Origin of the sequence: Alcaligenes sp. DN25, from assembly GCF_023674485.1 — a bacterium.
GTDB classification, from domain to species: Bacteria; Pseudomonadota; Gammaproteobacteria; order Burkholderiales; family Burkholderiaceae_B; genus Alcaligenes; species Alcaligenes phenolicus.
In genome coordinates, this window is the sequence record NZ_CP098408.1 from 1,405,905 (window position 1) to 1,432,866 (window position 26,962).

18 protein-coding genes, 2 tRNA genes and 3 rRNA genes are annotated in these 26,962 nt (G+C 55.1%); 12 read left to right on the forward strand and 11 right to left on the reverse strand.

All coding sequences use genetic code 11. From position 1 onward, the window contains the following. Window position 1: 1 nt before the first annotated feature. Window positions 2–460, forward strand: a complete 459-nt coding sequence (locus NBV64_RS06465) for a hypothetical protein (protein ID WP_009461686.1) — start codon at window positions 2–4, stop codon at window positions 458–460. 134 nt (window positions 461–594) lie between these two features. After that, window positions 595–1,125, forward strand: coding sequence for a P-loop nucleotide/nucleoside kinase family protein (locus NBV64_RS06470; protein ID WP_250756921.1), 531 nt, complete (start codon window positions 595–597; stop codon window positions 1,123–1,125). Between the two features lie 175 nt (window positions 1,126–1,300). On the opposite strand, the gene rng is transcribed toward NBV64_RS06470, so the two are convergent. Then, window positions 1,301–2,764, reverse strand: a complete 1,464-nt coding sequence (gene rng / locus NBV64_RS06475) for a ribonuclease G (protein ID WP_009461688.1) — start codon at window positions 2,762–2,764, stop codon at window positions 1,301–1,303. A 1,648-nt stretch (window positions 2,765–4,412) separates the two neighbouring features. Between rng and NBV64_RS06480 the strand changes: the two genes are divergently transcribed. The 6 genes from NBV64_RS06480 to NBV64_RS06505 all read left to right on the forward strand — a co-directional run bounded on the left by NBV64_RS06480 (window position 4,413) and on the right by NBV64_RS06505 (window position 11,859). Beyond that, window positions 4,413–5,949 (forward strand): 16S ribosomal RNA (locus NBV64_RS06480). A 93-nt stretch (window positions 5,950–6,042) separates the two neighbouring features. After that, a tRNA-Ile gene (locus NBV64_RS06485) sits at window positions 6,043–6,119 on the forward strand. A gap of 11 nt (window positions 6,120–6,130) precedes the next feature. Next, window positions 6,131–6,206: transfer RNA gene (locus NBV64_RS06490), tRNA-Ala, on the forward strand. A gap of 378 nt (window positions 6,207–6,584) precedes the next feature. Then, window positions 6,585–9,468: ribosomal RNA gene (locus NBV64_RS06495) — 23S ribosomal RNA — on the forward strand. A 180-nt stretch (window positions 9,469–9,648) separates the two neighbouring features. Continuing rightward, a 5S ribosomal RNA gene (gene rrf, locus NBV64_RS06500) occupies window positions 9,649–9,761 on the forward strand. Together the 16S, 23S and 5S rRNA genes with 2 tRNA genes alongside form the textbook arrangement of a ribosomal RNA operon. A gap of 517 nt (window positions 9,762–10,278) precedes the next feature. Then, a complete protein-coding gene (locus tag NBV64_RS06505; RefSeq protein WP_250756922.1) occupies window positions 10,279–11,859 on the forward strand; it encodes a phytoene desaturase family protein in 1,581 nt (526 codons plus the stop codon). A 9-nt stretch (window positions 11,860–11,868) separates the two neighbouring features. Here the strand turns inward: NBV64_RS06505 and glcC are convergent, their stop codons facing one another. After that, window positions 11,869–12,633, reverse strand: a complete 765-nt coding sequence (gene glcC, locus NBV64_RS06510) for a transcriptional regulator GlcC (protein WP_250756923.1) — start codon at window positions 12,631–12,633, stop codon at window positions 11,869–11,871. Window positions 12,634–12,828: 195 nt separating this feature from the next. Between glcC and glcD the strand changes: the two genes are divergently transcribed. From glcD to glcF, 3 genes are read left to right on the forward strand one after another with little or no spacing between them, the layout of a single operon-like run. Continuing rightward, window positions 12,829–14,328, forward strand: coding sequence for a glycolate oxidase subunit GlcD (gene glcD / locus NBV64_RS06515; protein ID WP_035268958.1), 1,500 nt, complete (start codon window positions 12,829–12,831; stop codon window positions 14,326–14,328). Next, window positions 14,328–15,413, forward strand: coding sequence for a glycolate oxidase subunit GlcE (gene glcE, locus NBV64_RS06520; protein WP_250756924.1), 1,086 nt, complete (start codon window positions 14,328–14,330; stop codon window positions 15,411–15,413). Before glcD ends, glcE begins: the two co-directional genes overlap by 1 nt. Continuing rightward, window positions 15,398–16,621, forward strand: coding sequence for a glycolate oxidase subunit GlcF (gene glcF, locus NBV64_RS06525; RefSeq protein WP_250756925.1), 1,224 nt, complete (start codon window positions 15,398–15,400; stop codon window positions 16,619–16,621). Before glcE ends, glcF begins: the two co-directional genes overlap by 16 nt. A 217-nt stretch (window positions 16,622–16,838) precedes the next feature. Here glcF and NBV64_RS06530 read toward each other — a convergent pair whose 3' ends face one another. The 8 genes from NBV64_RS06530 to NBV64_RS06565 form a co-directional block, all read right to left on the reverse strand. After that, window positions 16,839–17,792, reverse strand: a complete 954-nt coding sequence (locus NBV64_RS06530; protein WP_250756926.1) for a Gfo/Idh/MocA family oxidoreductase — start codon at window positions 17,790–17,792, stop codon at window positions 16,839–16,841. Between the two features lie 39 nt (window positions 17,793–17,831). After that, entirely contained in the window at window positions 17,832–18,680 is an 849-nt protein-coding gene (locus NBV64_RS06535) for a class III extradiol dioxygenase subunit beta (RefSeq protein ID WP_021446853.1), read from the reverse strand. Window positions 18,681–18,692: 12 nt separating this feature from the next. Then, on the reverse strand, window positions 18,693–19,085 hold the full coding sequence (ligA, locus tag NBV64_RS06540; RefSeq protein WP_009456123.1) for a protocatechuate 4,5-dioxygenase subunit alpha: 393 nt from the start codon (window positions 19,083–19,085) through the stop codon (window positions 18,693–18,695). Between the two features lie 16 nt (window positions 19,086–19,101). Then, window positions 19,102–20,022, reverse strand: a complete 921-nt coding sequence (locus NBV64_RS06545) for an amidohydrolase family protein (RefSeq protein ID WP_250756927.1) — start codon at window positions 20,020–20,022, stop codon at window positions 19,102–19,104. A gap of 10 nt (window positions 20,023–20,032) precedes the next feature. Beyond that, window positions 20,033–20,716 carry a 4-carboxy-4-hydroxy-2-oxoadipate aldolase/oxaloacetate decarboxylase gene (gene ligK, locus NBV64_RS06550; RefSeq protein WP_009456120.1) on the reverse strand — a complete coding sequence of 228 codons (684 nt, stop codon included), beginning with the start codon at window positions 20,714–20,716 and terminating at the stop codon, window positions 20,033–20,035. A gap of 32 nt (window positions 20,717–20,748) precedes the next feature. After that, window positions 20,749–21,777: an amidohydrolase family protein gene (locus tag NBV64_RS06555; protein ID WP_021446852.1), complete on the reverse strand. Its 1,029-nt coding sequence runs from the start codon at window positions 21,775–21,777 to the stop codon at window positions 20,749–20,751. Window positions 21,778–21,802: 25 nt separating this feature from the next. Further along, window positions 21,803–23,179: an MFS transporter gene (locus tag NBV64_RS06560; RefSeq protein WP_009456119.1), complete on the reverse strand. Its 1,377-nt coding sequence runs from the start codon at window positions 23,177–23,179 to the stop codon at window positions 21,803–21,805. Between the two features lie 119 nt (window positions 23,180–23,298). Further along, window positions 23,299–24,408, reverse strand: a complete 1,110-nt coding sequence (locus NBV64_RS06565) for a 4-oxalomesaconate tautomerase (RefSeq protein WP_009456110.1) — start codon at window positions 24,406–24,408, stop codon at window positions 23,299–23,301. Between the two features lie 136 nt (window positions 24,409–24,544). Here NBV64_RS06565 and NBV64_RS06570 point away from each other — a divergent pair, with 136 nt between their 5' ends. After that, the gene (locus tag NBV64_RS06570; protein ID WP_022983202.1) at window positions 24,545–25,501 is read left to right on the forward strand and encodes a LysR family transcriptional regulator; all 957 of its coding nucleotides are present in this window, start codon (window positions 24,545–24,547) and stop codon (window positions 25,499–25,501) included. On the opposite strand, the gene NBV64_RS06575 is transcribed toward NBV64_RS06570, so the two are convergent. Next, window positions 25,498–26,871 carry an MFS transporter gene (locus NBV64_RS06575; RefSeq protein ID WP_250756928.1) on the reverse strand — a complete coding sequence of 458 codons (1,374 nt, stop codon included), beginning with the start codon at window positions 26,869–26,871 and terminating at the stop codon, window positions 25,498–25,500. The two genes, NBV64_RS06570 and NBV64_RS06575, sit on opposite strands and share 4 nt — an antisense overlap. Between the last annotated feature and the right edge of the window lie 91 nt (window positions 26,872–26,962).

Sequence of the window (26,962 nt, forward strand, 5' to 3'; positions counted from 1 at the left end):
CATGAAGAAAATCATTCTTGCGCTGGCCGGGCTGGCTGTGTTGGCAGGGTGTGCCAAGCAGGGTGCGGAACTGCGAGAACAGGATTTGCGTCGTCCCAGTTACTTCAAGACGGAGCGCCGCATCAATACGGACTTTGTGGGTATTCAGCGTGCCTTGTTCAAGCATCAGGCCGAGTGTGGCAAAGCAGCGGTTTTCAAAATGGATGAGCGTCAGGCCAGCTACGGCACTTTGCGCTACGAACTGGAACCGGGGGCGGGCTGGGATAAAAGTATCCTGATCGATCTGACCATGATGCAAAAGGGTTGGGTAGACGCAAAGGTTTACGCTTACCGCGCTGATGTGAAGCGAGAGATTCAGGAGATCTTCACTTCAATTCGTGCTCCAGGTGTGTGCAACCCGGACGATGCACCAAAAGAAGTGCTGCCCGAGGATGATTTTGTACCGGTTGCGCCGCTGTAAGTGTCCAAGCTTTGTGCTGGACAACTCGCTCAGCACATGAGGCGCCCTGATCGCAGGACAAGTCTGTCCTGCTCGTGACCCGCTTTTTCAGGCGGGTTGATTGTTTTAATCCCTCTCAATGAATAGAGATGATTATGGATCTTGCCTCTACACCCCAAGCCAGACAGATAGCCCCGACAGCAGCGATGCTCTATCTGATTTGCGGCAAGATAGCGGCGGGTAAATCCACCTTTGCTAAAAAGCTGTCCGAGCAGCCCAAGACCGTACTAATCAGCGAAGACGTTTGGCTGGCTAACGTATACCCCGGTCAAATTGCGTCTTTGGAAGATTACGCGCGCTGTTCAGCGCAGTTGCGGGCGGCCATGGCACCGCATATTGCTGCTTTGTTGCAGGCTGGGATGTCTGTAGTGCTGGATTTTCCGTCCAATACCTTGGCAACACGCGCTTGGGCGCGGGAGCTGATTGAAAAATCGGCTGTGGCTCATGAACTGCATTATCTGGATGTGGCAGATGAACTGTGCAAAGCACGTTTGCATGCCCGTAATGCCAGTGGTGAGCATCCCTTTGAGACGACCGAAGCGCAGTTTGATTTGTTCAGCTCTTACTTTGTGGCACCTCAGGAGTCAGAGGGCTTTCATATCATCCGCCATCAGATCAGCGAATAAGCCGGGGCGTGTTTTTCTGCTGCTAGTTGCCGCATGCCAGAAGATGTTTGCTGGTTTGCTTGTATCTGTGCCTGAACTTTGCGGGTGTAGGAGCGTGTCCGAGCACGCAGCAGACCTTGCCGTACAAGAGCTTATGTAGGGGATTGGCTACTCAGCCAACCCCAATGCTGACCAATTACAGCAAAATAATGTCGTACTGTTCCTGGGAGTAGTGTGGATCTACTTCCAGAGAAATAGGTTTGCCAATAAAGTCGCCCGCCACGGCCAGGTGCTGGCTTTCTTCTTCCAGAAACAGGTCCACGACCTCTTGAGCCGCCAAAATACGAAATTCTTTGGGATTGAATTGTTTGGCTTCGCGCAGGACCTCGCGCAAGATTTCATAGCAGACTGTGCGGGCCGTGCGGACGGAACCTCGCGATTGGCAGGTGGGGCAGGGCTCGCATAGTTGGTGCGCCAAAGAGTCACGCGTACGTTTGCGCGTCATTTCCACCAGACCTAATTGACTAAAGCCATTGATCGTCACGCGAGTGCGGTCTTTGGCCAGCGCTTTTTGCAGCTCCTGCAAGACAGACTCCCGGTGAGCAGGGTCGTCCATATCAATAAAGTCCAGGATGATGATGCCACCCAGATTGCGCAGACGCAGCTGGCGGGCCAGGGCAATCGCTGCTTCCAGGTTTGTTTTGAAGATCGTGTCGTCAAAGTTGCGACCACCGACGAAACCGCCGGTATTCACATCCACCGTAGTGAGTGCTTCGGTCTGATCGATAATCAAATAGCCGCCGGACTTCAAATCCACCCGACGCGACAGGGCGCGATTGATTTCTTCATCTACATGGGCTGTATCAAACAGAGCGCGACTGCCTTTGTGATGACTGATGCGCTCAAGCACCGAGGGCGTGTAAATCTGTGCCCACTCCTTCATCTCCTGCACGACGGTGCGTGAGTCCACGATGATGGATTGGGTGTTGGGCGTCACCATATCGCGTAAAACACGTTGCGCCAGGCTCAAGTCCGTATAAAGCACAGAGGGGGCGCCTTGCTCGCGGATACGTTCCTGAATACGTGTCCACAAAGTACGCAGATACTGCTGGTCTGCACTGATCTCTTCATCCGTCGCGCATTCGGCCTGAGTCCGTACGATGAAACCGCCTTTCTCATCCTTGGGCATAAGACGACTGACACGCTCGCGCAGCTCGATCCGGTCTGCATCCGAACCAATCCGTTGCGATACGCCAATATGAGGATCAAAAGGCAGATACACCAACATGCGGCCCGCAATACTGATTTGTGTTGATACACGAGCACCCTTGGTACCCAATGGATCCTTGATGACTTGTACTAATAGAGACTGACCTTCGTACAAGAGCTTTTCAATCGGCGTGGTGGGACTACCCTGATTACGCTCGGTGCGATTCTGGCGTAAGTCCGCGACATGGATAAACGCCGCGCGTTCCAGGCCAATATCAATAAAGGCACTTTGCATGCCGGGCAAAACCCGCGCCACTTTTCCCAGATAGACGTTCCCCACATAACCGCGTTGGATGCTGCGCTCGATATGAATTTCCTGGACAGCACCTTGCTCGACCAGGGCAACACGGGTTTCAAACGGAGTGACGTTAATCAGGATGTCTTCATGCATAGTAATTTCGCTCAGGAATATCTGTTCCGGGCTAGTGTAGGGCCAAGTCGGTGAGGCTGCTATGCCTTTATGACTATATAGAGAGTTTAGGGAGGATGAATGCTTCGCTTGTCTTTGTTTGGGAGACTGCTTGGAGGCGTTTATGGTTCCAGTTGCTTTATGCAGGTCGCCACTCGAGGCCCCGGGACCGGGTGTTGGGGCGGACTACTTGCCGGCGCAATGCGCCGGTCCCCTTGTCGGAGTCACAATCGGGGCGCAGTCTGAACTCGCCCAGTGATTGGTCCCCCGGACCAATCACAAACTTTGGGCTCAAACAGCAGACTGCTTGCATCCCCGATTGTGACTCCGACTGCGGCAAGTACTCTGACTCGCCCCAACACCCGGTCCCGGGGCCCCGAGTGGCTAGCAGCCCTGCATAATGCTCGATCTTGGAGGCCATTCAACTCGTTATCTATCTCTATATAGACACTGTTGGTTGAAGGCACAGGGCCGATGCAGTGTTCGTGTGGCCGTTCTTTTGTCCGCCATCTATCCATCCAGCAACCAACCAACCAACCAACCAACCAACCAACCAACCAACCAACCAACCAACCAACCAACCAACCAACCAACCAACCAACCAACCAACCAACCAACCAACCAACCAACCCATCGACTGGCGACTGTTCTTTGGAGGGAGTTTTTCTTCTATCTATATAGAAGAGGATAGAGGGAGGAGTTGTCAGAGAATGGGGGAGATGATTTAACGAATTTCCGTGAGGAAAATAGCTTTCTGTTCGTGTTTTGCTCTGAAGAAGCTTGAAGCCTCCTGCCTGAAGGCAAAAAGTCGAAATAAGCTAAAAATTATTTTTATAGTTATTCTTCATAGTTATCAATCAGCTACATCGTTTTACGGAGTTTTCTCTCCTGAAATACCTAGGAAAATCCCATAGAACGCTTGCAAAGCGGAAAATCCTCGTGCTATAGTTCTTTTCTCGCTGCAGCACACACAGGGTTTTCCCCGAAGCGCCGCAGAGAGCAGTTAGACAAGTTTCACCGCCTTGGCCAAGAGGCCCGCACCGAAACTTGAATGACTGGTCAGGAAACTGACAGGGTGTAAAACCCGGAGCTTGACAAATCAGAAAATTCTGTGTTAAAGTTCTAGGTTCTGCTCCAGGGAACGCAATGTTAAGTTTTTAAGCGGTTTTGCAGGTTGAAACGGTTTTGAGAATTTACCCTTGTTTGTGAAGTTAGATAGTTGACCTCACGGTTGATTGTTCAGTAGGTAAGAAAGAACGAAAGTTCTGGTTTAAGCGGGACGAGTTGGACGGTTTTAAAACTTTCTAGCTTCTTCAAAAAACGCTTGACACACTGCCTGATCTGCTTCATAATCTCGTTTCTCTGCTGCTAACACAGCAAGGTACGAAGCGCTAAGCGCGACGAGCCAGCCGGGTTAGTCAGTAGAACGACAGGCAACTGTCACTGCTCTTTAACAATTAACAGCCGATAAGTGTGGGCGCTTGGAATGAGCGAGTCGAACCCTTCGGGGATCGCCACAAGTTTGTATCAAGTGCTCACAAACGAAAGATGAAGAATTACCTTGTGTAACTCTGAATTTTTCTTTGAGACACAATCGGTCTCGTCGCAAGACGGGACAACCACAGAGATTAAACTGAAGAGTTTGATCCTGGCTCAGATTGAACGCTAGCGGGATGCTTTACACATGCAAGTCGAACGGCAGCGCGAGAGAGCTTGCTCTCTTGGCGGCGAGTGGCGGACGGGTGAGTAATATATCGGAACGTGCCCAGTAGCGGGGGATAACTACTCGAAAGAGTGGCTAATACCGCATACGCCCTACGGGGGAAAGGGGGGGATCGCAAGACCTCTCACTATTGGAGCGGCCGATATCGGATTAGCTAGTTGGTGGGGTAAAGGCTCACCAAGGCAACGATCCGTAGCTGGTTTGAGAGGACGACCAGCCACACTGGGACTGAGACACGGCCCAGACTCCTACGGGAGGCAGCAGTGGGGAATTTTGGACAATGGGGGAAACCCTGATCCAGCCATCCCGCGTGTATGATGAAGGCCTTCGGGTTGTAAAGTACTTTTGGCAGAGAAGAAAAGGTATCCCCTAATACGGGATACTGCTGACGGTATCTGCAGAATAAGCACCGGCTAACTACGTGCCAGCAGCCGCGGTAATACGTAGGGTGCAAGCGTTAATCGGAATTACTGGGCGTAAAGCGTGTGTAGGCGGTTCGGAAAGAAAGATGTGAAATCCCAGGGCTCAACCTTGGAACTGCATTTTTAACTGCCGAGCTAGAGTATGTCAGAGGGGGGTAGAATTCCACGTGTAGCAGTGAAATGCGTAGATATGTGGAGGAATACCGATGGCGAAGGCAGCCCCCTGGGATAATACTGACGCTCAGACACGAAAGCGTGGGGAGCAAACAGGATTAGATACCCTGGTAGTCCACGCCCTAAACGATGTCAACTAGCTGTTGGGGCCGTTAGGCCTTAGTAGCGCAGCTAACGCGTGAAGTTGACCGCCTGGGGAGTACGGTCGCAAGATTAAAACTCAAAGGAATTGACGGGGACCCGCACAAGCGGTGGATGATGTGGATTAATTCGATGCAACGCGAAAAACCTTACCTACCCTTGACATGTCTGGAAAGCCGAAGAGATTTGGCCGTGCTCGCAAGAGAACCGGAACACAGGTGCTGCATGGCTGTCGTCAGCTCGTGTCGTGAGATGTTGGGTTAAGTCCCGCAACGAGCGCAACCCTTGTCATTAGTTGCTACGCAAGAGCACTCTAATGAGACTGCCGGTGACAAACCGGAGGAAGGTGGGGATGACGTCAAGTCCTCATGGCCCTTATGGGTAGGGCTTCACACGTCATACAATGGTCGGGACAGAGGGTCGCCAACCCGCGAGGGGGAGCCAATCTCAGAAACCCGATCGTAGTCCGGATCGCAGTCTGCAACTCGACTGCGTGAAGTCGGAATCGCTAGTAATCGCGGATCAGAATGTCGCGGTGAATACGTTCCCGGGTCTTGTACACACCGCCCGTCACACCATGGGAGTGGGTTTCACCAGAAGTAGGTAGCCTAACCGCAAGGAGGGCGCTTACCACGGTGGGATTCATGACTGGGGTGAAGTCGTAACAAGGTAGCCGTATCGGAAGGTGCGGCTGGATCACCTCCTTTTAGAGCGAATGGCTCGCAAAGCGAAAGCGTCCACACTTATTGGCTGTTAGTTAATGTCATGACCATTGAAGGTATCGCCCACTGGTGATAGATGGGTCAGTAGCTCAGTCGGTTAGAGCACCGTCTTGATAAGGCGGGGGTCGTTGGTTCGATTCCAACTTGACCCACCAACGATTACCTCGGGGGATTAGCTCAGCTGGGAGAGCACCTGCTTTGCAAGCAGGGGGTCGTCGGTTCGATCCCGTCATCCTCCACCACCGCTTTTGTGGTTGGTTGTCGATACAGCAAGGTTCATGACAGAGTATAGGGCACAGGCAAACAACGGTTAGCCTGGCGCTAGATTCAACGAAGAGTGTTCTTTTTAAAGAATACTGCTCGTTGGGTTATGCAACCCACGAATTGCTCTTTAACAATTAGGAAGAAGCACAACGAAGGTGTGTTGTCTAATAAACGCAAGACGATTAGTCGCCTTGTAATGACAATACACGGGTTGTGATTGCAACAGAACAAATTATGTTCAACGAAAGTTCTCAAAAATATAGACGTTGTTCAGTCTTCGGATTGGATAACAGCTAAGGATTGATGAACGGCAACAACGTATACTCATATTCCTATAACAGCATCAAGCGTTATAGGATCAAGCGAATAAGTGCATATGATGGATGCCTTGGCGATCACAGGCGATGAAGGACGCGGTAGCCTGCGAAAAGCTACGGGGAGCTGGCAAACAAGCTTTGATCCGTAGATGTCCGAATGGGGAAACCCACCGTAGTAATACGGTATCCCATGCTGAATACATAGGCATGTGGAGGCGAACCGAGTGAACTGAACCATCTCAGTAACTCGAGGAAAAGAAATCAACCGAGATTCCGGAAGTAGTGGCGAGCGAAACCGGACCAGCCTGGATGTTTTAGCGTAGTGAATAGTCGAATGGAATGGAAAGTCCAGCCGTAGCAGGTGATAGCCCTGTAGGCGAAATTCAGTACGTGGAACTAAGCATCGAACAAGTAGGGCGGGACACGTGAAATCCTGTCTGAATATGGGGGGACCATCCTCCAAGGCTAAATACTCGTGATCGACCGATAGTGAACCAGTACCGTGAGGGAAAGGCGAAAAGAACCCCGGAAGGGGAGTGAAATAGATCCTGAAATCGTATGCATACAAACAGTAGGAGCACCTTCGTGGTGTGACTGCGTACCTTTTGTATAATGGGTCAGCGACTTACATTCAGTGGCAAGCTTAACCGAATAGGGGAGGCGTAGCGAAAGCGAGTCCGAATAGGGCGATTCAGTCGCTGGGTGTAGACCCGAAACCAGGCGATCTATCCATGGCCAGGTTGAAGGCACGGTAACACGTGCTGGAGGACCGAACCCACTAATGTTGAAAAATTAGGGGATGAGCTGTGGATCGGAGTGAAAGGCTAAACAAGCCTGGAGATAGCTGGTTCTCTCCGAAAACTATTTAGGTAGTGCCTCGTATATTACTGCCGGGGGTAGAGCACTGTTATGGCTAGGGGGTCACAGCGACTTACCAACCCATGGCAAACTCCGAATACCGGCAAGTACAGTACGGGAGACAGAGCACCGGGTGCTAACGTCCGGACTCAAGAGGGAAACAACCCAGACCGCCAGCTAAGGTCCCTAACTATGGCTAAGTGGGAAACGAAGTGGGAAGGCATAGACAGTCAGGAGGTTGGCTTAGAAGCAGCCATCCTTTAAAGAAAGCGTAATAGCTCACTGATCGAGTCGTCCTGCGCGGAAGATGTAACGGGGCTAAGCCATAGACCGAAGCTGCGGATGTGTACTTTAGTACACATGGTAGGAGAGCGTTCCGTAAGCCTGTGAAGGTGTTCCGTGAGGAATGCTGGAGGTATCGGAAGTGAGAATGCTGACATGAGTAGCGATAAAGGGGGTGAAAAGCCCCCTCGCCGTAAGTCCAAGGTTTCCTGCGCAACGTTCATCGGCGCAGGGTGAGTCGGCCCCTAAGGCGAGGCAGAGATGCGTAGCTGATGGGAAGCGGGTTAATATTCCCGCACCGTCGTAGAGTGCGATGGGGGGACGGATTGCAGAATGTTATCGGGGTGTTGGATGTCCCCGTTGGCGCATCATAGAAGGCACTTAGGCAAATCCGGGTGCGTAATTCAAGGGTGTGACTGGATAGAGCTTCGGCTCTAAACTAACTGGAAGCAGTTCCAAGAAAAGCCTCTAAGCTTCAGCTCTACGAGACCGTACCGCAAACCGACACAGGTGGACGGGATGAATATTCCAAGGCGCTTGAGAGAACTCAGGAGAAGGAACTCGGCAAATTAATACCGTAACTTCGGGAGAAGGTATGCCTCATTAGTGTGATGTGCCTGCGCACAAAGCATGAAGAGGCCGCAGTGAATCGGTGGCTGCGACTGTTTACTAAAAACACAGCACTCTGCAAACACGAAAGTGGACGTATAGGGTGTGACGCCTGCCCGGTGCCGGAAGGTTAAGTGATGGGGTGCAAGCTCTTGATCGAAGCCCCGGTAAACGGCGGCCGTAACTATAACGGTCCTAAGGTAGCGAAATTCCTTGTCGGGTAAGTTCCGACCTGCACGAATGGCGTAACGATGGCCACACTGTCTCCTCCTGAGACTCAGCGAAGTTGACATGGTTGTGATGATGCAATCTCCCCGCGGCTAGACGGAAAGACCCCATGAACCTTTACTGTAGCTTTGCATTGGATTGTGAACCGGCCTGTGTAGGATAGGTGGGAGACGTTGAAGCGTGGTCGCCAGATCGCGTGGAGTCATCCTTGAAATACCACCCTGGTCTGTTTGCGGTTCTAACCTAGGTCCCTTATCGGGATCGGGGACCGTGCATGGTGGGCAGTTTGACTGGGGCGGTCTCCTCCTAAAGTGTAACGGAGGAGTTCGAAGGTACGCTAGAGACGGTCGGAAATCGTCTTGATAGTGCAATGGCATAAGCGTGCTTGACTGTGAGACTGACAAGTCGAACAGGTACGAAAGTAGGACATAGTGATCCGGTGGTTCTGTATGGAAGGGCCATCGCTCAACGGATAAAAGGTACTCTGGGGATAACAGGCTGATACCGCCCAAGAGTTCATATCGACGGCGGTGTTTGGCACCTCGATGTCGGCTCATCTCATCCTGGGGCTGTAGCCGGTCCCAAGGGTATGGCTGTTCGCCATTTAAAGAGGTACGTGAGCTGGGTTTAAAACGTCGTGAGACAGTTTGGTCCCTATCTGCCGTGGGCGTTGGATACTTGACGGAGCCTGCTCCTAGTACGAGAGGACCGGAGTGGACGTACCACTGGTGTATCGGTTGTCATGCCAATGGCATTGCCGAGTAGCTACGTACGGAAGAGATAACCGCTGAAGGCATCTAAGCGGGAAACTCGTCTGAAGATTAGGTATCCCGGGGGCTTGACCCCCCTGTAGGGTCGTCCGAGACCAGGACGTTGATAGGCTGGGTGTGGAAGTGCAGTAATGCATGTAGCTAACCAGTACTAATTGCCCGTGTGGCTTGATCCTATAACCCTTGAGGTTGTAGTGAGTTAAGTTGTTGACCACAGAACGTAATATTGAAGTGCAGCGCAACCCGCGCTTGACACCTTCGTAACCGCTGCTAGCTGATCCGTACTGATCGCTAGCGGTGTGCTTCTTCCAATTGGCTGGGGCGTCCCTTAAAAGACGACTCGGCAACCAGTTACGCTTGACGACCATAGCAAGGTGGTCCCACACCTTCCCATCCCGAACAGGACTGTGAAACGCCTTTGCGCCGATGATAGTGGACGGACGTCTGTGAAAGTAGGTCATCGTCAAGCTCTTATTCCTCAAAACCCCCGCAAGCATCCCTTGCGGGGGTTTTGTTTTAGGCGGCGACAAAAGAGCAGGCTACCGGCCTGTCTCGGATTGCTCGAAGGCCTGACCCTGGACCGCCCGGTTCAGGCGTACCGCCACCCCTCCTGGCCCGTTCCGGGCTGCGTGTATTCCTTATTCTTACCGACGCCGATTGGCCCAACCCTAGCAGGTCGGTCTTGGCATCCTGTCCCGGCACCCTAGGATTGACCTTCAATCCGTCGTTGCTTACCTGCAGGGTGGTCGGTCGTTCTACTCTTCGCGCTTGTAGCATTAGTTGCTGAGCTTTCTGTACCAATCAGCTTTGATGACCAAGATAGGGCGTACAGCTGTCGGCATCAGGTTCTGTATGGCTATATAACGTGCCTAGTTATTACCCGCCTTTGTCCTACTCGTCCTCCCTGATTCCCCTGAAATTCCTACTCAGTTTCCTCTTTGCGCCGTAGAATACGGATAAATACTTTAGAGCTAAAGGAGTTGCCCGTGGGTGCAGAGACGGTAGTAGACGCGATTGTGGTTGGGGCAGGGCACAACGGCTTGGCAGCAGCGGTTGAACTGGCCAGTAAAGGCTGGAAAGTTCAGGTTGTGGAAGCCAAAAGCTCGGCGGGTGGTGCGGTCAGCACTCAGGAGTTGACCATGCCAGGCTTCAAGCATGATGTGTGCGCCATGAACCTGTCCTCCTTCGCGGGCTCTGCGTTCTTCCAACGCCATAAAGAAGCCTTGGCCCGCCATGGCTTGGTTTTCGTCCCCGCAGAGCATTGCTTTGCCAGCGTGTTCCGGGATCAAAGTTATTTGGGCGTCAGTACAGATCTGGAAACGACCTTGAAGCGTATTCGAGCTGTTTCTGAGAAGGACGCTCAGGCTTGGCAAGCCATGCTAGATGACTTCCAGAGCAAGGCTCCCCATCTGTTTGGTGTGCTCGGTAGCCCTATGCCTTCTTGGGGCCTGATGAAAAGCGCCTGGAAGAGCTGGCGGGAGCTGGGCAAGGATGGCGTTGCAGAGCTGATGCAATTGCTGCTGGCGACGCCTCGTGACTTTCTGGACCGCCATTTCGAGAGCGACTCAGTGAAAGCCATGATGGCAGCCTGGGGGCTGCATGTGGATTTCACACCAGACACAGCAGGCGGTGCCTTGTTTCCTTATCTGGAGTCCATGGCCAACCAAGCCTTCGGCATGGTGATCGGGCAGGGCGGTGCTGACACGATTATCCGTGCCATGACGAGCTTTCTGCAGGAGTTGGGCGGTGAGCTGCTGTTGAATGCCCCCGTGCAGACAATTGAACAAGAGAATGGTCGCGCCAGTGGTGTTGTTTTGGCCAACGGTCGCCGCTTGAAGGCACGCAAGGCGGTCATCGCGAATCTGAATCCTCTGCTCGTCTTTGGGCGCCTGGTGCAGTCTGCTACCGTCCCCAAGGATTATCAGAAGAAAGTCGATGCCTTCCGCCCCGGTTTGGGCACCATGATGATCCATTTGGCTCTGGATGGCTTGCCTGATTGGACAGCGGGCACCGAGCTGCAGCGTTTCTCCTACGTCCATCTGGCACCCGATATGGTCATGATGAGCCGCGTCTATGCCGAAGCAGCTGCAGGTTTATTGCCTGCCGAGCCAGTTCTTGTGGTTGGACAAGGTACAGCACTGGATCCTTCGCGCGCCCCGGAGGGGAAACATACTTTGTGGATTCAAGTGCGTGTGCTGCCCGCCCAAGTCAAAGGCGACGCTTCTGGCAAGATTGCCGCTGGCGATTGGTCGCAGCTTAAGGATGCATATGCAGAGCGCGTCCTGGATCTGCTTGAAAGTTATGCGCCGGGCCTGCGTAGCAAGATCCTGGCCCGCCATATCATGTCGCCCCAGGATCTGGAGCAGTTCAATGCGAACTTGATTGGCGGTGATAACCTCTCGGGCAGCCACCATCTGGATCAGAACTTCTTCTTCCGTCCAGTGGCCGGTTACTCCAAATACAAAACGCCGATCAAGGATCTGTATTTGTGCGGCGCCTCGACCTGGCCCGGTGCAGGGACGGGGGCCGGATCAGGTTATATGCTGGCCAATCTGTTGGCGAAGTAAGTCAAAGAACTAAAGGCCATTCAGACGTTGCCGGGCATGTTCCAGGCGCAGCTGTTTGGCCTCCATCTCCTGTAGTTGTCGTCGTATCCCATCGATATGTTCTTTGGCGGCGCGTCGGGCCAAGTCAGCTTGGCCTTGCGTGACGGCATTGCATAAACGCGCATGTTGTCTGTCCAGCCTGCGTTTGGAGTCATGGTCGGGATACAGGTGCTGCACGGACACACGCACCGTAGATAACATCAAATCGTTGAACAGGCTGATCATATGTACCAGCACCGGGTTGTGCGAGGCCTCACAGATTGCCGCATGAAAAGCATGATCTGCCCGCGCAACCTGTTCAGGCGCTGCATCCTGCATTTGCAGATCCTCCAGTTCCTGAAAGCGTCGTCGTATCATGATGTGATCGGCTTCCGTCCCCCTGGAGGCGGCTAGTTGAGCCGCCTCGCTTTCCAGCAGTTCACGCACTTCCAGCAAGTCATATAGAGTGCGCCCTTGCGCTTGAAGCAGGTGCTCCAGCGGCTTGCTGACGGCTGAATCAATCAGGTTGGCGACAAAGGAACCTTTGCCATGCCGGGTTTCAATCAAGCCGCGCACGCGCAGGATTTGTAGCCCTTCGCGCAGGGCAGATCGGGACACCGCCAGCCTTTGCGTCAGTTGCCGCTCGGAGGGCAGGGCTTGTCCCGGTTTCAGGACGCCATCCATAATAAAAGTTTCGATGCGTTGGGCGACCAGCTCGGCGGTGACTTCCAAACGCTTGGGTTCCTGCATTTTCATTCGTGGTCAGACCAGTTGTATGCCTGTGGAAATGATAACAAGCTGATTATCTATCTGTCTGATTTATAAGTATAAAGATAAACCCTAATACTCTCTTAGGGTAAAAACTGGTCGGACCAGTAGCCTGACGGCTGGACAAGCTAGCCCGCATCAAAGACCATCCGTTTCAGGAGACTTTAAAAGACAGGAGGCGTCATGAGCTTGCGCTACGACGAAAAACTGGACGGTGTGCTGCCCCGCGTGGACAGGATGCAGCTGCTTAGCCGTTTGCGTGATGATATTCCCGGCCTGGATGTGCTGCACACTGATGAGCAACTGCATCCTTACGAGTGTGATGGACTGAGTGTTTATCGCGCCAAACCCTTGCTGGTCGTTTTGCCCCGTAATGTGGAGCAGGTACAGGCCGTGATGCGCTTGGCTCACGAAGTCGGCGTGCCGGTGGTGGCTCGTGGTGCGGGTACCGGCTTGTCGGGCGGTGCCATGCCTTTGGAGCAGGGTATTTTGCTGGTGATGGCGCGCTTGAACCAGATTCTGGATCTGGACCCTGTAGCCGGGATTGCTCGCGTTCAGCCCGGCGTGCGTAATATCGCGATCTCTCAGGCGGCCCAACCCTTTGGCTTGTATTACGCACCGGACCCGTCTTCGCAGATTGCCTGTTCAATTGGTGGCAACGTAGCGGAAAACGCGGGTGGTGTGCACTGTCTGAAATATGGTCTGACCGTACACAATATCCTGCGCCTGGAAGTGATTACCGTCACAGGCGAACGATTGATTTTGGGCTCCGAAGCTCTGGATACGCCCGGCTTTGATTTGATGGCCCTGTTTACGGGTTCCGAAGGAATGCTGGGGGTAGTCACGGAAATTACTGTCAAGTTGCTGGCACGTCCCCCCTGTACGGTAGTGCTGCTGGCCAGCTTTGACGAAGTGGAAAAAGCAGCTGATGCCGTGGCGCAGATTATTGCTCAAGGCATTGTGCCGGCAGGGCTGGAGATGATGGATCAAATGTCCATCCGCGCAGCCGAGGACTTTATCCACGCTGGCTATCCCGTTGATGCACAAGCGATCTTGCTTTGCGAGATTGATGGCGCTTTGGAAGACGTGCAGGACGATGTGGCTCGTGTGGAGCAGGTTCTTTTCAAGGCCGGCGCGCAAGAAGTGCGGGTTGCGCGGGACGAGCAGGAGCGACAACGCTTCTGGGCCGGTCGTAAAAACGCCTTTCCCGCTGTAGGCCGGATTTCTCCCGACTATTACTGCATGGACGGCACCATTCCGCGTCGTCAGTTGGCTTATGTGCTGAAGAAAACCGCGGAGCTTTCCGAAGAGTACGGCCTGCGCGTCGCCAACGTGTTTCATGCGGGCGATGGCAATATGCACCCGCTGATTCTGTTCGATGCCAATCAACCTGGCGAGCTGGAGCGAGCCGAAGCCTTGGGCGGCAAGATTCTGGAATTGTGTGTGGAAGTCGGCGGCACAATTACGGGCGAGCACGGCGTAGGCAGAGAAAAAATCAATCAGATGTGTGTGCAGTTCAATGAAGACGAGCTGCAGTTTTTCCATGCGATCAAAGCTGCCTTTGATCCCAAAACCATGCTGAATCCCGGCAAGAACATTCCTACTTTGCATCGCTGTGCAGAAATGGGCGGCATGCACATCCATCACGGGCAATTGCCTTTCCCAGAGTTGGAGCGTTTCTGATGAGTACCGTAGAACACAAAAATCAGGATCGCAGCGCTGAATTGCTGGAGCAGGTCCAGCAAGCCCTGGCCACTAAAACCCCCTTGCGTTTGCAAGGCGGCAATACCAAAGCTTTTTTAGGCAAAGCCGTGCAGGGGCAAGAGCTGAGCCTGGCAGGCCATGAAGGGGTGGTCGATTACGATCCGGCGGAACTGGTCGTCACGGTGCGTGCCGGGACTTCCGTGCAGGCGCTGGAAACGATCTTGAACGAGCAAGGTCAATGCCTGCCTTTTGAGCCACCTCTGTTTGATAGCCGCGCCACTGTTGGTGGAGCCACCGCCTGTGGTCTGTCGGGACCGCGTCGTCCCTGGGTAGGCTCATTACGAGATTATGTACTGGGCTGCCGTTTGATCAGTGGCATGGGCACACATATGCGTTTTGGTGGCCAGGTCATGAAGAACGTCGCCGGTTATGACGTATCGCGACTGATGGTCGGCGCACAGGGTTCATTGGGTGTAATTACCGAGGTGTCCTTCAAAGTCTTGCCTCGCCCACGTAGCCGTGCCAGCCTGGTTCTGGAGGTAGCCCAGCAGGAAATCGCCGGTTTATTACGCAGTTGGCGTGACCAAAGCCGTCCCATTACGGGCGCAGCTTGGCAGGACGGGCGTTTGCATTTGCGTCTGGAAGGTGGCGACAGCTCGGTGCAATTGGCTCAAGAGCAAATCGGTGGGGAGGCTTTGGACTTGTCCTATTGGGACGATTTGTGCGAGCAGCGCCTGGAGTTCTTCAAGCAACCCGGCACCTTGTGGCGGATCGCCTTGCCAGTCGATGCCCCAGTGCAAACATGGCCCGGCCAGGTTCTGGTGGATTGGGGTGGGACACAGCTGTGGCTGAAGTCCGATGCTGCTGCCGAGCAGATTCACGCGCAGGCTCAAGCTTTGAAAGGGCATGCCCGTTGCTGGTCCGGATCAGGTGCAGGGCAGGATGTCTTGCCCGAGTCCTTGTTGATATGGCATCAGCGTTTGAAACAACAGCTGGATCCTGCTGCCATTTTTAATCCAGGTCGTCTCTTTCCTTCGGCGGAGTCCACATGCAAACACAACTGACACCATGGGCTCAGCAACTACCGCAAGCCGAGCAAGCTGAAGCTATTTTGCGCTCCTGTGTGCATTGTGGGTTTTGCAATGCCACCTGTCCGACTTATCTGGACCAGGGCAACGAGCTGGACGGCCCCCGTGGCCGGATATACCTGATCAAGATGTTCCTGGAAGGCAAAGCGACCTCGGAGCTGACCCAGCATCACCTGGATCGTTGCCTGAGCTGCCGCAATTGTGAAACCACCTGTCCTTCGGGGGTGAAGTATCACAACTTGCTGGATATAGGTCGGGCCGCACTGGAGCCCAAAGTAAAGCGTCCCTTGAAGGACCGTGCCATGCGAGTCGCACTGACGCAGATTCTGCCAGAGCCTGCTCGAGTCAACGCCTTGCTGGGGGTGGCACGAACCATGCGGCCCTTGCTGCCATCTTCTTTACAGGAAAAAATCCCGCCCAAGCAAAATGCGGATTTGACACGACCCGCACAGCGGCACAGCAAGCGTGTCCTGATGCTGGAAGGCTGTGTTCAGCCAGCCATGGCGCCTTCCATTAATGCTGCGACGGCCCGGGTGTTGGATCGCTTGGGCATCAGCGTGACGCCCATCGCTCAGGCAGGCTGCTGTGGCGCTTCGTCTTTTCACTTGGGTGCGCAAGAACAGGGCCTGGAGCAGGCGCGTCGCAATATCGACGCCTGGTGGCCGCAGATCGAACAGGGAGCTCTGGCGATTGTGCAGACCTCCAGCGGTTGCGGAGCGTTTGTGAAAGAGTACGTGGACCTGTTCAGGAACGATCCGGCCTACGCCGAGCGCGCTCGCCGCGTCAGTGAACTGGCCAGGGATCTGGTCGAAGTGCTGGAAGAGCAGCCTTTGGAAGAATGCCTGAACACGCAAACCCGCCCACGCCTGGCTTTCCATTGTCCGTGCACCTTGCAGCATGCGCAAAAACTGGGGGGACGAGTTGAGGCCGTGCTGACTCGCCTGGGTTTTGATCTGGGCGCTGTGCCGGATAGCCATTTGTGCTGCGGTTCGGCGGGCACCTATTCATTGACTCAACCCGAGATCGCAGGACGCCTGCGGGATCGCAAGATGGATGCGCTGGAAAGCAGCAAGCCCGACCTGATTGTCACGGCCAATATGGCCTGCGGGAATCATTTGAATGGAGCGGGTCGGACTGCGGTCAAGCATTGGGTTGAGTTGGTGGATCAATACTTGAGTGCATAGTCGCAGGAACCAGGGTTGTCCGAGTCGTTGAATGTTTTTCTGCGGGCCCCTAAGGATGGCCCAGTACAGCCGCAACGTCCGCGCTTGAACGTGGGGGCAGGCAGGGGCAAATTCTGCGGTTTTGTTATCCTGCCTGTTGTTCGCCCCCTCCACCTGACGATATGCTTGCCGTTGTCGCGCAGATAGCCTCGTTTGCAGGAAGGGGCGGTGCAGACTCTTAGGCGGTCAGTTGTTTTTCGAGCAGGTCCAGTGTCTCATAGCAGGCCAGGACCGACGCCACGCTGGAGTTGGGTTCGCGATTTTCCAGAATAGCCGCGATAAACTCCCGGTCCTGCAATTCGATGCCGTCCATGGATACATCTACGTGGGAGACATCGATTACTTCGTCTTTGCCGGTGGCGAGGTCGTCGTAGCGGGCCAGATAGGTTCCGTTGTCGCAGATGTAGCGAAAGAACGTGCCGAAAGGACCGTCATTGTTGAACGATAGCGATAGCGTGCATAGTGCGCCGTTTTCTGTCAGCAACTGGATGGACATGTCCATGGCAATGCCAAGCTCAGGATGGATAGGGCCTTGGATGGCATTGGCCTTGATGACTTTGGAGCCGGTCTGGTATTGAAAAAGATCGACAGTGTGCGCGGCATGATGCCAGAGCAGGTGGTCTGTCCAGGAGCGCGGTTTGCCCAGGGCGTTGGTGTTGCTGCGGCGGAAAAAATAGGTCTGTACATCCATCTGCTGAATGTTCAATTCACCCGCCTTTATCTTTTGATGAATCCACTGATGGCTGGGGTTGAAGCGGCGCGTGTGGCCAACCATGGCCACTAGGCCCTTTTCCTGTTGTACTTGCAGCACTTCCTGGGCACCGGCCAGGGTGTCCGCCAAGGGAATTTCAACCTGTACGTGTTTGCCCGCTTTCAGGCATGCCAGTGTTTGCGCAGCGTGCATCTGAGTAGGGGTGCACAAGATGACGGCATCGACCTCCTGACTGGCCAGCGCCTCGTTCAGATCGCCCGAGGCGTGGGGGACGCCGTATTTTTGCGCTACTTCCTGGGCCTTGGCCTGGGTGCTGGACACGATATAGGTGACCTGGGCTTCGGGGATACGGGCCAGGCCGTCCAGGTGCTTGATGCCGAAGGCGCCTGCGCCTACCAGTGCAATATTGACTTTTTTCATTTCTATTTCCTTTTGTTCAGAGCGTGGGGCCAAGCCCGCTCACGCAGTCTCTTTGTTTTCCAGGATCAGGTGTCCGACCGCGGTATTGGAGGCGGGCACATGGTAGAAGCGGTGGCGCACATCGACGTGTGGATTCATGGCGCCACGCGCGACCAGCCACATCACCAGCTCGATGCCTTCCGAGCCTGCCTCACGCACATAGTCGATATGGGGCACGCGAGCCAGGGCATCGGGGTCGGCAATCAGGCGATCCAGGAACTGGTTGTCCCATTGGGCGTTGATCAGTCCGGCGCGGGGGCCTTGCAACTGGTGGCTCATGCCGCCTGTGCCCCAGATCTGTACATTCAGGTCTTCGTCATACGAGGCGACCGCGCGACCGATCGCCCGGCCCAGATCCAGGCAGCGCTGGCCGGATGGGGCCGGATACTGAACTACGTTGACGTGCAAGGGGATTACGGGGCAGGGCCATTGTTCGACTTGACCGAACATCAGGGAAAGTGGAACGGTCAGGCCGTGGTCTACTTCCATTTTGTTGCACAGCGTCAGATCGAAGTCGTCCTGAATGACCGAGTGGGCAATATGGGCCGCCAGTTCGGGGTGCCCTTGTACCGTGGGGACAGGGCGTTTGCCCCAGCCTTCGTCACTGGGTTCAAAAGAGGCACCAGTGCCCAGGGCAAAAGTGGGAATCAGGTCCAGGCTGAAGTTGTTGGCGTGGTCGTTGTAGACCAGGATGATGACATCCGGTTTGTTTTCCTGCTCCCATTGCTTGGAGAATTCGTAGCCGTCGAACACTTTTTTCCAGTAGGGTTCGGTGTGCTTGCCCAGGTCCAGCGCGGCACCAATAGCAGGAACATGCGAGGTATAAACAGAGTGTTTGATCTTTGCCATGATAGGTTCCGGTTATTTTTCTTGTTCGTGTAAGTAGCGGTTGCCCTCGGGGGAGCGGCCACCCTTGAGCATCATTTCCCGATAGTCCTGTTCGCTCATACCGGTCATGCTGCCTGCCATTTGTTGGAAGGACAGGCCATCGGTAGCGCCGATCTTGGCCAGAAAGTAGATGTTGCCACCCAGTTGCATGCAGCGATTCAGGTCACGACTGAGCACAGCCTGTTTTTGCTCCATGCTCATGGGCCACTCATCCAGATAGGCTGACTCGTCCGCTTTAAAGCGGGCCCGGTTTTCTGCCTTCATCAGTGACATGCAAAACTGGTTCAGGTGGTAGCCCTTACGCGATTGTTCCGAGTCAAAAATAATCGTTCCCGGTATATCCTGGTACGGTTTGTCCAGTGCCATAGTTATCTCCTCAAATTCATGTCAACTCTTCTGGCCAATACAGGCGCATCGGGTTGTCCACCAGTAGTAATTGTTGTTCTGCGGGACTGGGCGCAATTTGTGCCACGTAGTCAACCAGCAAACCGTCATCGGGCATATGGTCTTTCAGGTTGGGGTGGGGCCAGTCGGTCCCGAACAAAACGCGATCGGGGAACTGCTGCATCAATCGGCGTGCAAATGGTACGACATCCTGATACGCATGCTGCTCGCCATGCAGGGCGGCAGGACCGCTTTTGCTCAGACGCTCAGGGCATGAGAGCTTGGACCAGATGTTCGGGTGTTCGGCCATCAAGCGTACGAACAGGTCGAACTCGGCACTCTCTGCCCCTTGGCTGACATCCGGACGGCCCATATGGTCAACGACCACTGTGGTCGGTAGACCGGCGAAAAAATCCCATAGTTCTGGCAAATCCTGTGCCTCGAAGTACACCACCACATGCCAGCCCAAAGGCGCTATTTTATGGGCAACGTTCAGCAGTTCTTCTTTCGGCGTGAAATCGACCAGACGTTTGACAAAATTGAAACGCACACCGCGCACGCCGGCCTGGTGCATGGCGTCCAACTGCTGTTGCGTGACATCCGAGCTCAGGGTGACAACGCCACGCGCCTTGCCTTGTGAGGCCTGCAAGGCATCGAGCAAGGCGCTGTTGTCCTTGCCGTGACAGGTAGCTTGCACAATGACGTTGCGGGCAAAGCCCAGGTGGTCGCGCAAGGCAAACAGCTGCTGTTTGCTGGCATCGCAAGGAGTGTATTTGCGCTCGGGGGCGAAGGGGAACTGCTCAGCGGGGCCAAACACATGACAGTGGGCATCAACCGCACCAGCCGGTAACTGGAGTCGGGGTTTGGAGGGGGCGGCGTACCAGTCCAGCCAGCCGGGGGTTTTCTCAAAATGGCTCATCATCCTTCCTTCAGTCGATGTAACGGAGCCCGGCCTTCTCCAGGGGCTCACGCATTTTGTACATATCCAGGCCCAGGACACCGCTGGCCAGCTTGGCGCGTTTTTCACCCTCAAAACTTTCTCTTTTTTGGGCGGCCGCCAATGTAGCGGCGGCCTTGGCGGCGGGCACGCACACCACGCCATCATCATCAGCCACGATGACATCGCCCGGCGTGACCCACATGCCTGCACACACGACCGGAATATTGACCGAACCCAAGGTGGCCTTGATGGTGCCCTTGGAGGAAATGGCCTTGCTCCAGACCGGAAAGTTCATCGCCTGTAAGGTGTTGATGTCGCGCACTCCGGCGTCAATGATCAAGGCGCGCGCTCCACGGGCCTGGAAGCTGGTGGCCAGCAGGTCGCCAAAATAGCCGTCACTACACTCCGAGGTCACCGCGGCAACCACGATATCGCCGGGCTGAATCTGCTCGGCGACGACGTGCATCATCCAGTTGTCGCCCGGTTGCAGCAGCACCGTGACGGCAGTGCCGGAGACTTGCTGACCGGAGTAAATCGGGCGCATATAAGGTTTGAGTAGACCGACACGGCCCATGGCCTCGTGAACAGTGGCCGAGCCCAGGGCCGCCAGTGCATCGGCGGCCTGGCGGTCGGCTCGTTGAATGTTGCGGTACACGACACCCAGTTCGTACATGGTTGATTCCTTGATGAATAGTTGCAGGCGGCTTACAAGCCTTTTTTCTTCAGCGCAGCGTCCAGGCGCGGGAACACGCGGCGTGCGTTGCCTTCGTAGATCTGGTGACGTTCCTGTTCGCTCAGGTTAAGCGTGGCTTCGATATAGCGTTTGGTATCGTCGTAGTAGTGACCGGTCGTGGGGTCAATGCCGCGCACCGCGCCAATCATTTCGCTGGCAAACAAGATATTCTTGACAGGAATGACCTCGGTCAGCAGGTCGATGCCAGGCTGATGGTAGACGCAGGTGTCAAAGAAAATGTTGTTGAGCAGGTGCTCGTCCAGCAGGGGCTTTTTCAGCTCCTGTGCCAGACCTCGGAAACGGCCCCAGTGATAGGGCACGGCGCCGCCACCATGGGGGATCAGGAACTTGAGCGTGGGAAAGTCTTTGAACAGATCGCTGGTCAGACATTGCATGAATGCGGTGGTATCCGCGTTCAGATAATGGGCGCCGGTGGTGTGAAAGCAGGCGTTGCAACTGGTGGAGACGTGGATCATGGCAGGAATGTCGTACTCCACCATTTTTTCGTAAATGGGGTACCAGGAGCGGTCGGACAGCGGCGGGGCCGTCCAGTGGCCACCGGACGGGTCGGGATTCAGGTTGATGCCGACGTTGCCATACTCTTCCACACACTTGACTAGCTCGGGAATGCAGGTTTTGGGATCTACGCCCGGCGATTGCGGGAGCATGGCAGCCGGGATGAAATGGTCAGGAAACAGTTCGCTGACGCGATAGCACAGCTCATTGCAAATGGCGGCCCAGGTGCTGGAGGTCTCGAAGTTGCCGATATGGTGGGCCATGAAACTGGCACGGGGACTGAAGATGGTCAGGTCCGAGCCGCGTTGTTTCATCAGCTTGAGCTGGTTGTTCTCGATGGTCTCGCGGATCTCGTCATCGCTGATCTTCAGATCACTGGCGCGGGGCGTTTGATTGGGGTCTTTCAGGCCGGCGATCTGCAAGTCGCGCCAAGCCCCCAGTGCGGCGGGGGCCGTGGTGTAGTGCCCGTGTACGTCGATGATCATGGGAGGGTCTCCTGCGTCTTGATGTTTAAGGGTTAATGAGAGGGGGAGTCGTGCCGCCTTGCGGCTGTGCACGGCTGTATTGCTTGATGAGGAGGGCGGCCATGGCGATGACGCCTGGGATGGCCACAACGGTAAAGATCTGACTGAAATCCAGCTCGCGTGCCGTCAGCTCGGCCACCAGGAAAGAGCCGGCAATACCGCCAAAACGACCGATGCCCAGCATCCAGGCCACGCCCGTGGCGCGTCCCCGAGTGGGGTAGTAGGCGGCCGCCAGTGCAGGCATGGAGGACTGTGCGGTATTCATCAGCGTGCCGGCCAGAAACACGACCACAACCAAGCCGCCCAGATGTCCGGCCATCTGGCCAATCCACCAAATGGATAGAGCGGTCAGCGCGTAGCCCAGAGCGATGATGCGGTTGGCGTTGAAGCGATCCATCAACCAGCCAGAGAGCACGGCACCCACACCGCCCAACGGGAAGAGAGCGGCAACCAGCGTGCTGGTCTGGGATGCCAGTCCGGCTTCTTTGAACAGCACGGGCATCCAGTTCATCAAGGCGTAGAAAATGACCAGTCCCATGAAATAGGCCAGCCAGAGCATGAGTGATCCCAAGCGGTATTCACGCGATAACACGATACCGATACCATTGTGGGCGGCAGGCTGGGAGCTGGTCTCGGTCAGCGTAAAGCGTTGGACGCTGTCCACAGCCTTGCCGGCAATGGGGGCCAGCGCCCGGCGGATACGGTCGGCGGAGTCATGTCGGGCGACCATGTGGCGCACGGACTCGGGCAGCTTCGGGATCAGCACGAGCAGTAGTATCAAGGGGGCGATGCCACCCAATATCAATACACTGCGCCAGCCAAATTGGGGAATCATCCAGGATGCCAGAAAGCCGCCCAGGGCGGCCCCCAGAGGAAAGCCGCAGAACATGGCATTGGTCAGGGTGGCGCGACGGGCATCGGGGCAGTATTCGCTCATCAAGGTGACAGCGTTGGGCATGGCGGCTCCCAGACCCAAACCGGTCACAAAGCGCAGAACAGCCAATGTCCAGATGTCCGGGGAGAAGCCTGAGGCCAGGCAGGCGAGGGCAAAGATGGCTACCGAGCTGACCAGCACCGTCTTTCTGCCCAGCCGATCAGCCAGTGGCCCCGACAGCAAGGCCCCCGTTGCCAGACCGAACAGGGCAGCGCTCAGTACGGGTGCCAGGGCGGGCTTGCTGACACCCCACTCGGCTATCAAAGAGGGGGCGATATAGCCGATGGCGGCAGTATCAAAGCCATCGAGCAGCACAATCAGAAAGCACAAGCTGAAGATGAGCCATTGAAAGCCAGAGAAGGGGTGCTCATTGAGCAGCGTTTGCACATCAAGGCTGGGCTGGTCTGTTTTGTCGGCTAGGGATGTCATGGTTTGTCTCGTCCAATATCATTATTTTTCGGTGGGCACCGTATGCGCAGGCGCAGCCCACCCCCTGCCACCGCAGTGGCGCAAGCCCTGCGGTGTTCTTTTTTTTGTTTGAAATGCGTTTAGTTCGAGTGCGGTACCAGAACGTCGCCGCGCATCAGTGCTCTTGCGGTGCGCAGCAACGCTGCCTTGGTCACAATCTCGGGGTTTTCGGGGTCGCTATCGAGTGTGACGCTGAATTCGCCGGTGGGATGTTCGACCGACAGCGTGACCGGACCCAGGCTTTGCTCGAAGCGGGCGATCCCCTCGCAAACGGTGCCTGGCATTTTGATGGCCGTACCCACTGTCACGGCAGCGAGCACCCCAATGGCCTCATGGCATACATGGGGGATGAAACTACGGGTGGTCACAGCGCCGCCGTGTTCAGGCGGGGCGATCAGTGTCATCTTCGGGTAATTCTTGGTCGAGACATCGCCCAGTCCCATACGTTCGGATATCTGCAGGCGCAACGCTTCTACGCGTCGCTTCAGTTCCGTATTGGCGTTTAGCTCAGCCACGCTTTCCAGGCCGCTTACTCCTACATCAGTCGCCTTGAAAATCACTAGCGGCATACCGTTGTCAATGCAGGTGACATCCAGGGTGAACGGAGGCAAGCCATCCGCATGAACGGTGATGGTGTCTTTGGGTTTGCCCGTGGGCAGCAGTCCCGAGCAAACCGAGCCTGCCGTATCCAGAAAATTGATGGCAATCGGGGCGCTGGTGCCTGGTACGCCGTTGATCGCGGCATTACCTTCGTAGCTGATTTCGCCTTCGGGTGTTTGCACCTGAATTTCACTGACCATGCCGGTATTGAGCGTCAGGACCTTGACCGTAGTGGTGGGGCCTTGGGCCTGGATCAGGCCTTTTTCCAAGGCAAAGGGGACGACCGCCGCCAGCATATTGCCGCAATTGGGTTTGGTGTCCACCAGGTCAGAGTCGGGTTGCAACTGGGCAAACAAAAAGCTCAAGTCAGCTTGTCCGGTGCTGCAGATATCCACGATCCCCACTTTGCTGGTCAAGGCATGGGCGCCACCAATGCCATCGATCTGTCGACGGTCGGGCGAGCCCATCAGCCTGAGCAGTAGTCGATCCCGCTCTTGGATATTTTCGGGCAGATCTTTGGCGTAGAAGAATGGACCTTTGGATGTACCCCCCCGCATCAGGATACAAGGAATGCTATATTGGCTGGCCATAGGTGGTGCTCCATAGGTCACTGAAAAAACAGGCAAACTGCGAGGCACATTGACTGTGTTCCCATTCGCTCTTGCTATGCGTACCTATTTTAGTAAGCCCGATAAAAGTTAAAAGAACGAAACCCGACTAGTAGATATGTCAAAAAAACATAGCGAAGACAAGCGCCCTATGGAATACGTGATCGATCTCAAGCAATTGAGCTACTTCACGCATGTGGCCGAACTGGGCAGCTATACCCGAGCTGCAGAATTTACCAATGTGGCTCAGCCAGTCCTGAGCCGGCAGATTCGCAAGCTGGAAATTGATTTGCGGCAGAATTTGCTGATTCGTCACGGGCGCGGTGTCATGCTGACCGACGCCGGCAAGATCTTGCTCAAGCACAGTCGTCTAATCTTGCGCCAGTTGGAGCAGGCGCAGGAGGATCTGAGTCTGTCTGAGGGCAAGCTGACCGGGCACATGTATTTAGGTTTGCCGCCCACGGTGGCGCGCACCATTTCTTTGGATGTCGTGCAGGCGTTCAAGGAACAATTACCCGATGCACACCTGACGATTATCGAGTCACTGACGGTTAATCTGGAGGAGCAAATTCATCTGGATCGGGTCAATATGGGATTGCTGTACAACCCCTCTTCCTCGCCAACACTGGAGACGCAGCTTCTGGCCGAGGAACAGTTGCACCTGATCTGCGGTGTGGACAGCCCTTATGCGCAGGGACGCAGCCGCATCGCGCTTAAAGATCTGGCCGATATTCCGCTGATCATGCCTAGCCTGTCCAACAGTTTTCGGATGTTGGTGGAAAAAGAGATGCAAAAGCTCAATCTGAAGCCGCAGATCGAGTTTGAAATCAACAGTGTGGGGGTGATTATTCAATTGCTGGCCAAAGGCATGGGGGCTGCCATTTTGTCCCGCTCGGTGTTGGAGTTCATCCCGCAAAGTGGCTTATTGACGGCTATTCCAATCGAGCAGCCGGCCTTGGTCAATCGTTTGTATCTGGCCTATTCCTCCAAACGTTTGCCCACCAAACTCCAGGTTAAAGTGCGGCAGATCCTGATTGATATTTGCCAGCGACATTTTCCTGGCCGGGATGATTAAGCGCCTTGCTTTTGGGTCATGTTATGCCCATCCATGGCATGCAAGCGTCGAAAAAGGAATGCGGAGCTCAGGGTAATGAGCCCGACAATGACAAACGTGAACTGGAAGGCGGTGGTGGCTGTCTGTACGGATGAGGCGCCAAATAGGGCTTGTCCGTAGCGCAGAAGCATGGCACCTATAGCGGTTCCCAAACCCATGGCCAGTTGCTGGTTTACCGCCATCAGGCTATTGCCACTGCTTTTTTGATAGGGACGCAATCTGGCCATGGTCAGGGTGTTGACGGCGCTGAACTGAATCGAATTGGCGGCTCCCAAAAGCAGTAAGTGCAGACTGATCCACAAGGTACTGGTCTGCGCGTCAATAAAAGCCAGCGCTGTAATCAGCAGGCCGATCAGGATGGTATTGCTTAGCAAAATGGACCGATAGCCAAATCGGTTCAGCAATGGGTGCAAAAAGGGTTTGGCTGCCATGGCGGAAATGGCCATGGGCAACAGTAAGAAAGCGGATTGCACGGGGCTGTAGGCAAAGCTGATCTGAAACAGCATGGGCAGCAAAAAGGGCAATGCGGCCATGCCGATCCGGCTAAGCAGATTGCTGCTCAAACCAATCCGATAGGTACGTACAGACAGCAGATGGCCTGGATACAAGGCGTTTTGCTTGTGCGTGCCATGACGCTTGTAACCTAGCAGAAGAAGAAAACCGGCCAGTATTAACATCCCTGACAAAGCGGGGCTGGCGAGGCTGCCAGACAGTTCAAAGCCCAGCGTTAGCAGGCAGGCGCTGCCAGTGAACAGCAGCAAGCCGTGCAGATCCAGTTTTCCCGGCGTTTCGGTGTAGTTAGGCATCCACTTGCTGGCAAAAAACAGGGACAGCAGGGCAAAGGGCAGATTGATCAGGAAAATCCAGTGCCAACTGGCATATTGCACCAAATAGCCGCCTACCAGCGGCCCCAGTATGGGCCCCAGCAGAGCGGGCATGACGGCATAGTTCAGTACACGCAATAACTCGGCATTGCGAAATGATTTCATCAATACCAGCCGTGCCACTGGGGTCAGCAAGGCTCCGCCCATGCCCTGAACCACACGGGAGACCAGCAACATGGACAACTGCGAGGACAGGGCACACAACAGCGATCCCAGACCAAACAGAAACATGGCGGCCATGAAGATTCGTCGTGTGCCAAAACGGTCGCTCAGGTGCGCGCTGACGGGGATGCATACTGCCACAGTCAGGACGTAGCTGACGATGACCGACTGCATGTGCAGGGCTGAGGTGTTCAGGTCGCGGGCCATGCTGGGCAGCGCCGTGTTGAGCACGGTGACGTCCAGCATTTGCATGAAGATTGCCAACGCCAACAGTGCGGGCAACATTTTTTTTTGAAAAGGGGCAAGCGGTACAGAGGCAGGGTGAGGCATGACAACAGGGCGCAGGGTCGGCCCGGGACCGATCCTGCGCCCGGGC

Bases quoted from the DNA above. Each gene is read 5' to 3' on its own strand.
- NBV64_RS06465 (WP_009461686.1), top strand. From the start codon at position 2: ATGAAGAAAATCATTCTTGCGCTGGCCGGGCTGGCTGTGTTGGCAGGG.
- NBV64_RS06470 (WP_250756921.1), top strand. From the start codon at position 595: ATGGATCTTGCCTCTACACCCCAAGCCAGACAGATAGCCCCGACAGCA.
- rng (WP_009461688.1), bottom strand. From the start codon at position 2,764: ATGCATGAAGACATCCTGATTAACGTCACTCCGTTTGAAACCCGTGTT.
- glcC (WP_250756923.1), bottom strand. From the start codon at position 12,633: ATGAAAATGCAGGAACCCAAGCGTTTGGAAGTCACCGCCGAGCTGGTC.
- glcD (WP_035268958.1), top strand. From the start codon at position 12,829: ATGAGCTTGCGCTACGACGAAAAACTGGACGGTGTGCTGCCCCGCGTG.
- glcE (WP_250756924.1), top strand. From the start codon at position 14,328: ATGAGTACCGTAGAACACAAAAATCAGGATCGCAGCGCTGAATTGCTG.
- glcF (WP_250756925.1), top strand. From the start codon at position 15,398: ATGCAAACACAACTGACACCATGGGCTCAGCAACTACCGCAAGCCGAG.
- NBV64_RS06530 (WP_250756926.1), bottom strand. From the start codon at position 17,792: ATGAAAAAAGTCAATATTGCACTGGTAGGCGCAGGCGCCTTCGGCATC.
- NBV64_RS06535 (WP_021446853.1), bottom strand. From the start codon at position 18,680: ATGGCAAAGATCAAACACTCTGTTTATACCTCGCATGTTCCTGCTATT.
- ligA (WP_009456123.1), bottom strand. From the start codon at position 19,085: ATGGCACTGGACAAACCGTACCAGGATATACCGGGAACGATTATTTTT.
- NBV64_RS06545 (WP_250756927.1), bottom strand. From the start codon at position 20,022: ATGAGCCATTTTGAGAAAACCCCCGGCTGGCTGGACTGGTACGCCGCC.
- ligK (WP_009456120.1), bottom strand. From the start codon at position 20,716: ATGTACGAACTGGGTGTCGTGTACCGCAACATTCAACGAGCCGACCGC.
- NBV64_RS06555 (WP_021446852.1), bottom strand. From the start codon at position 21,777: ATGATCATCGACGTACACGGGCACTACACCACGGCCCCCGCCGCACTG.
- NBV64_RS06560 (WP_009456119.1), bottom strand. From the start codon at position 23,179: ATGACATCCCTAGCCGACAAAACAGACCAGCCCAGCCTTGATGTGCAA.
- NBV64_RS06565 (WP_009456110.1), bottom strand. From the start codon at position 24,408: ATGGCCAGCCAATATAGCATTCCTTGTATCCTGATGCGGGGGGGTACA.
- NBV64_RS06570 (WP_022983202.1), top strand. From the start codon at position 24,545: ATGTCAAAAAAACATAGCGAAGACAAGCGCCCTATGGAATACGTGATC.
- NBV64_RS06575 (WP_250756928.1), bottom strand. From the start codon at position 26,871: ATGTTGCCCGCACTGTTGGCGTTGGCAATCTTCATGCAAATGCTGGAC.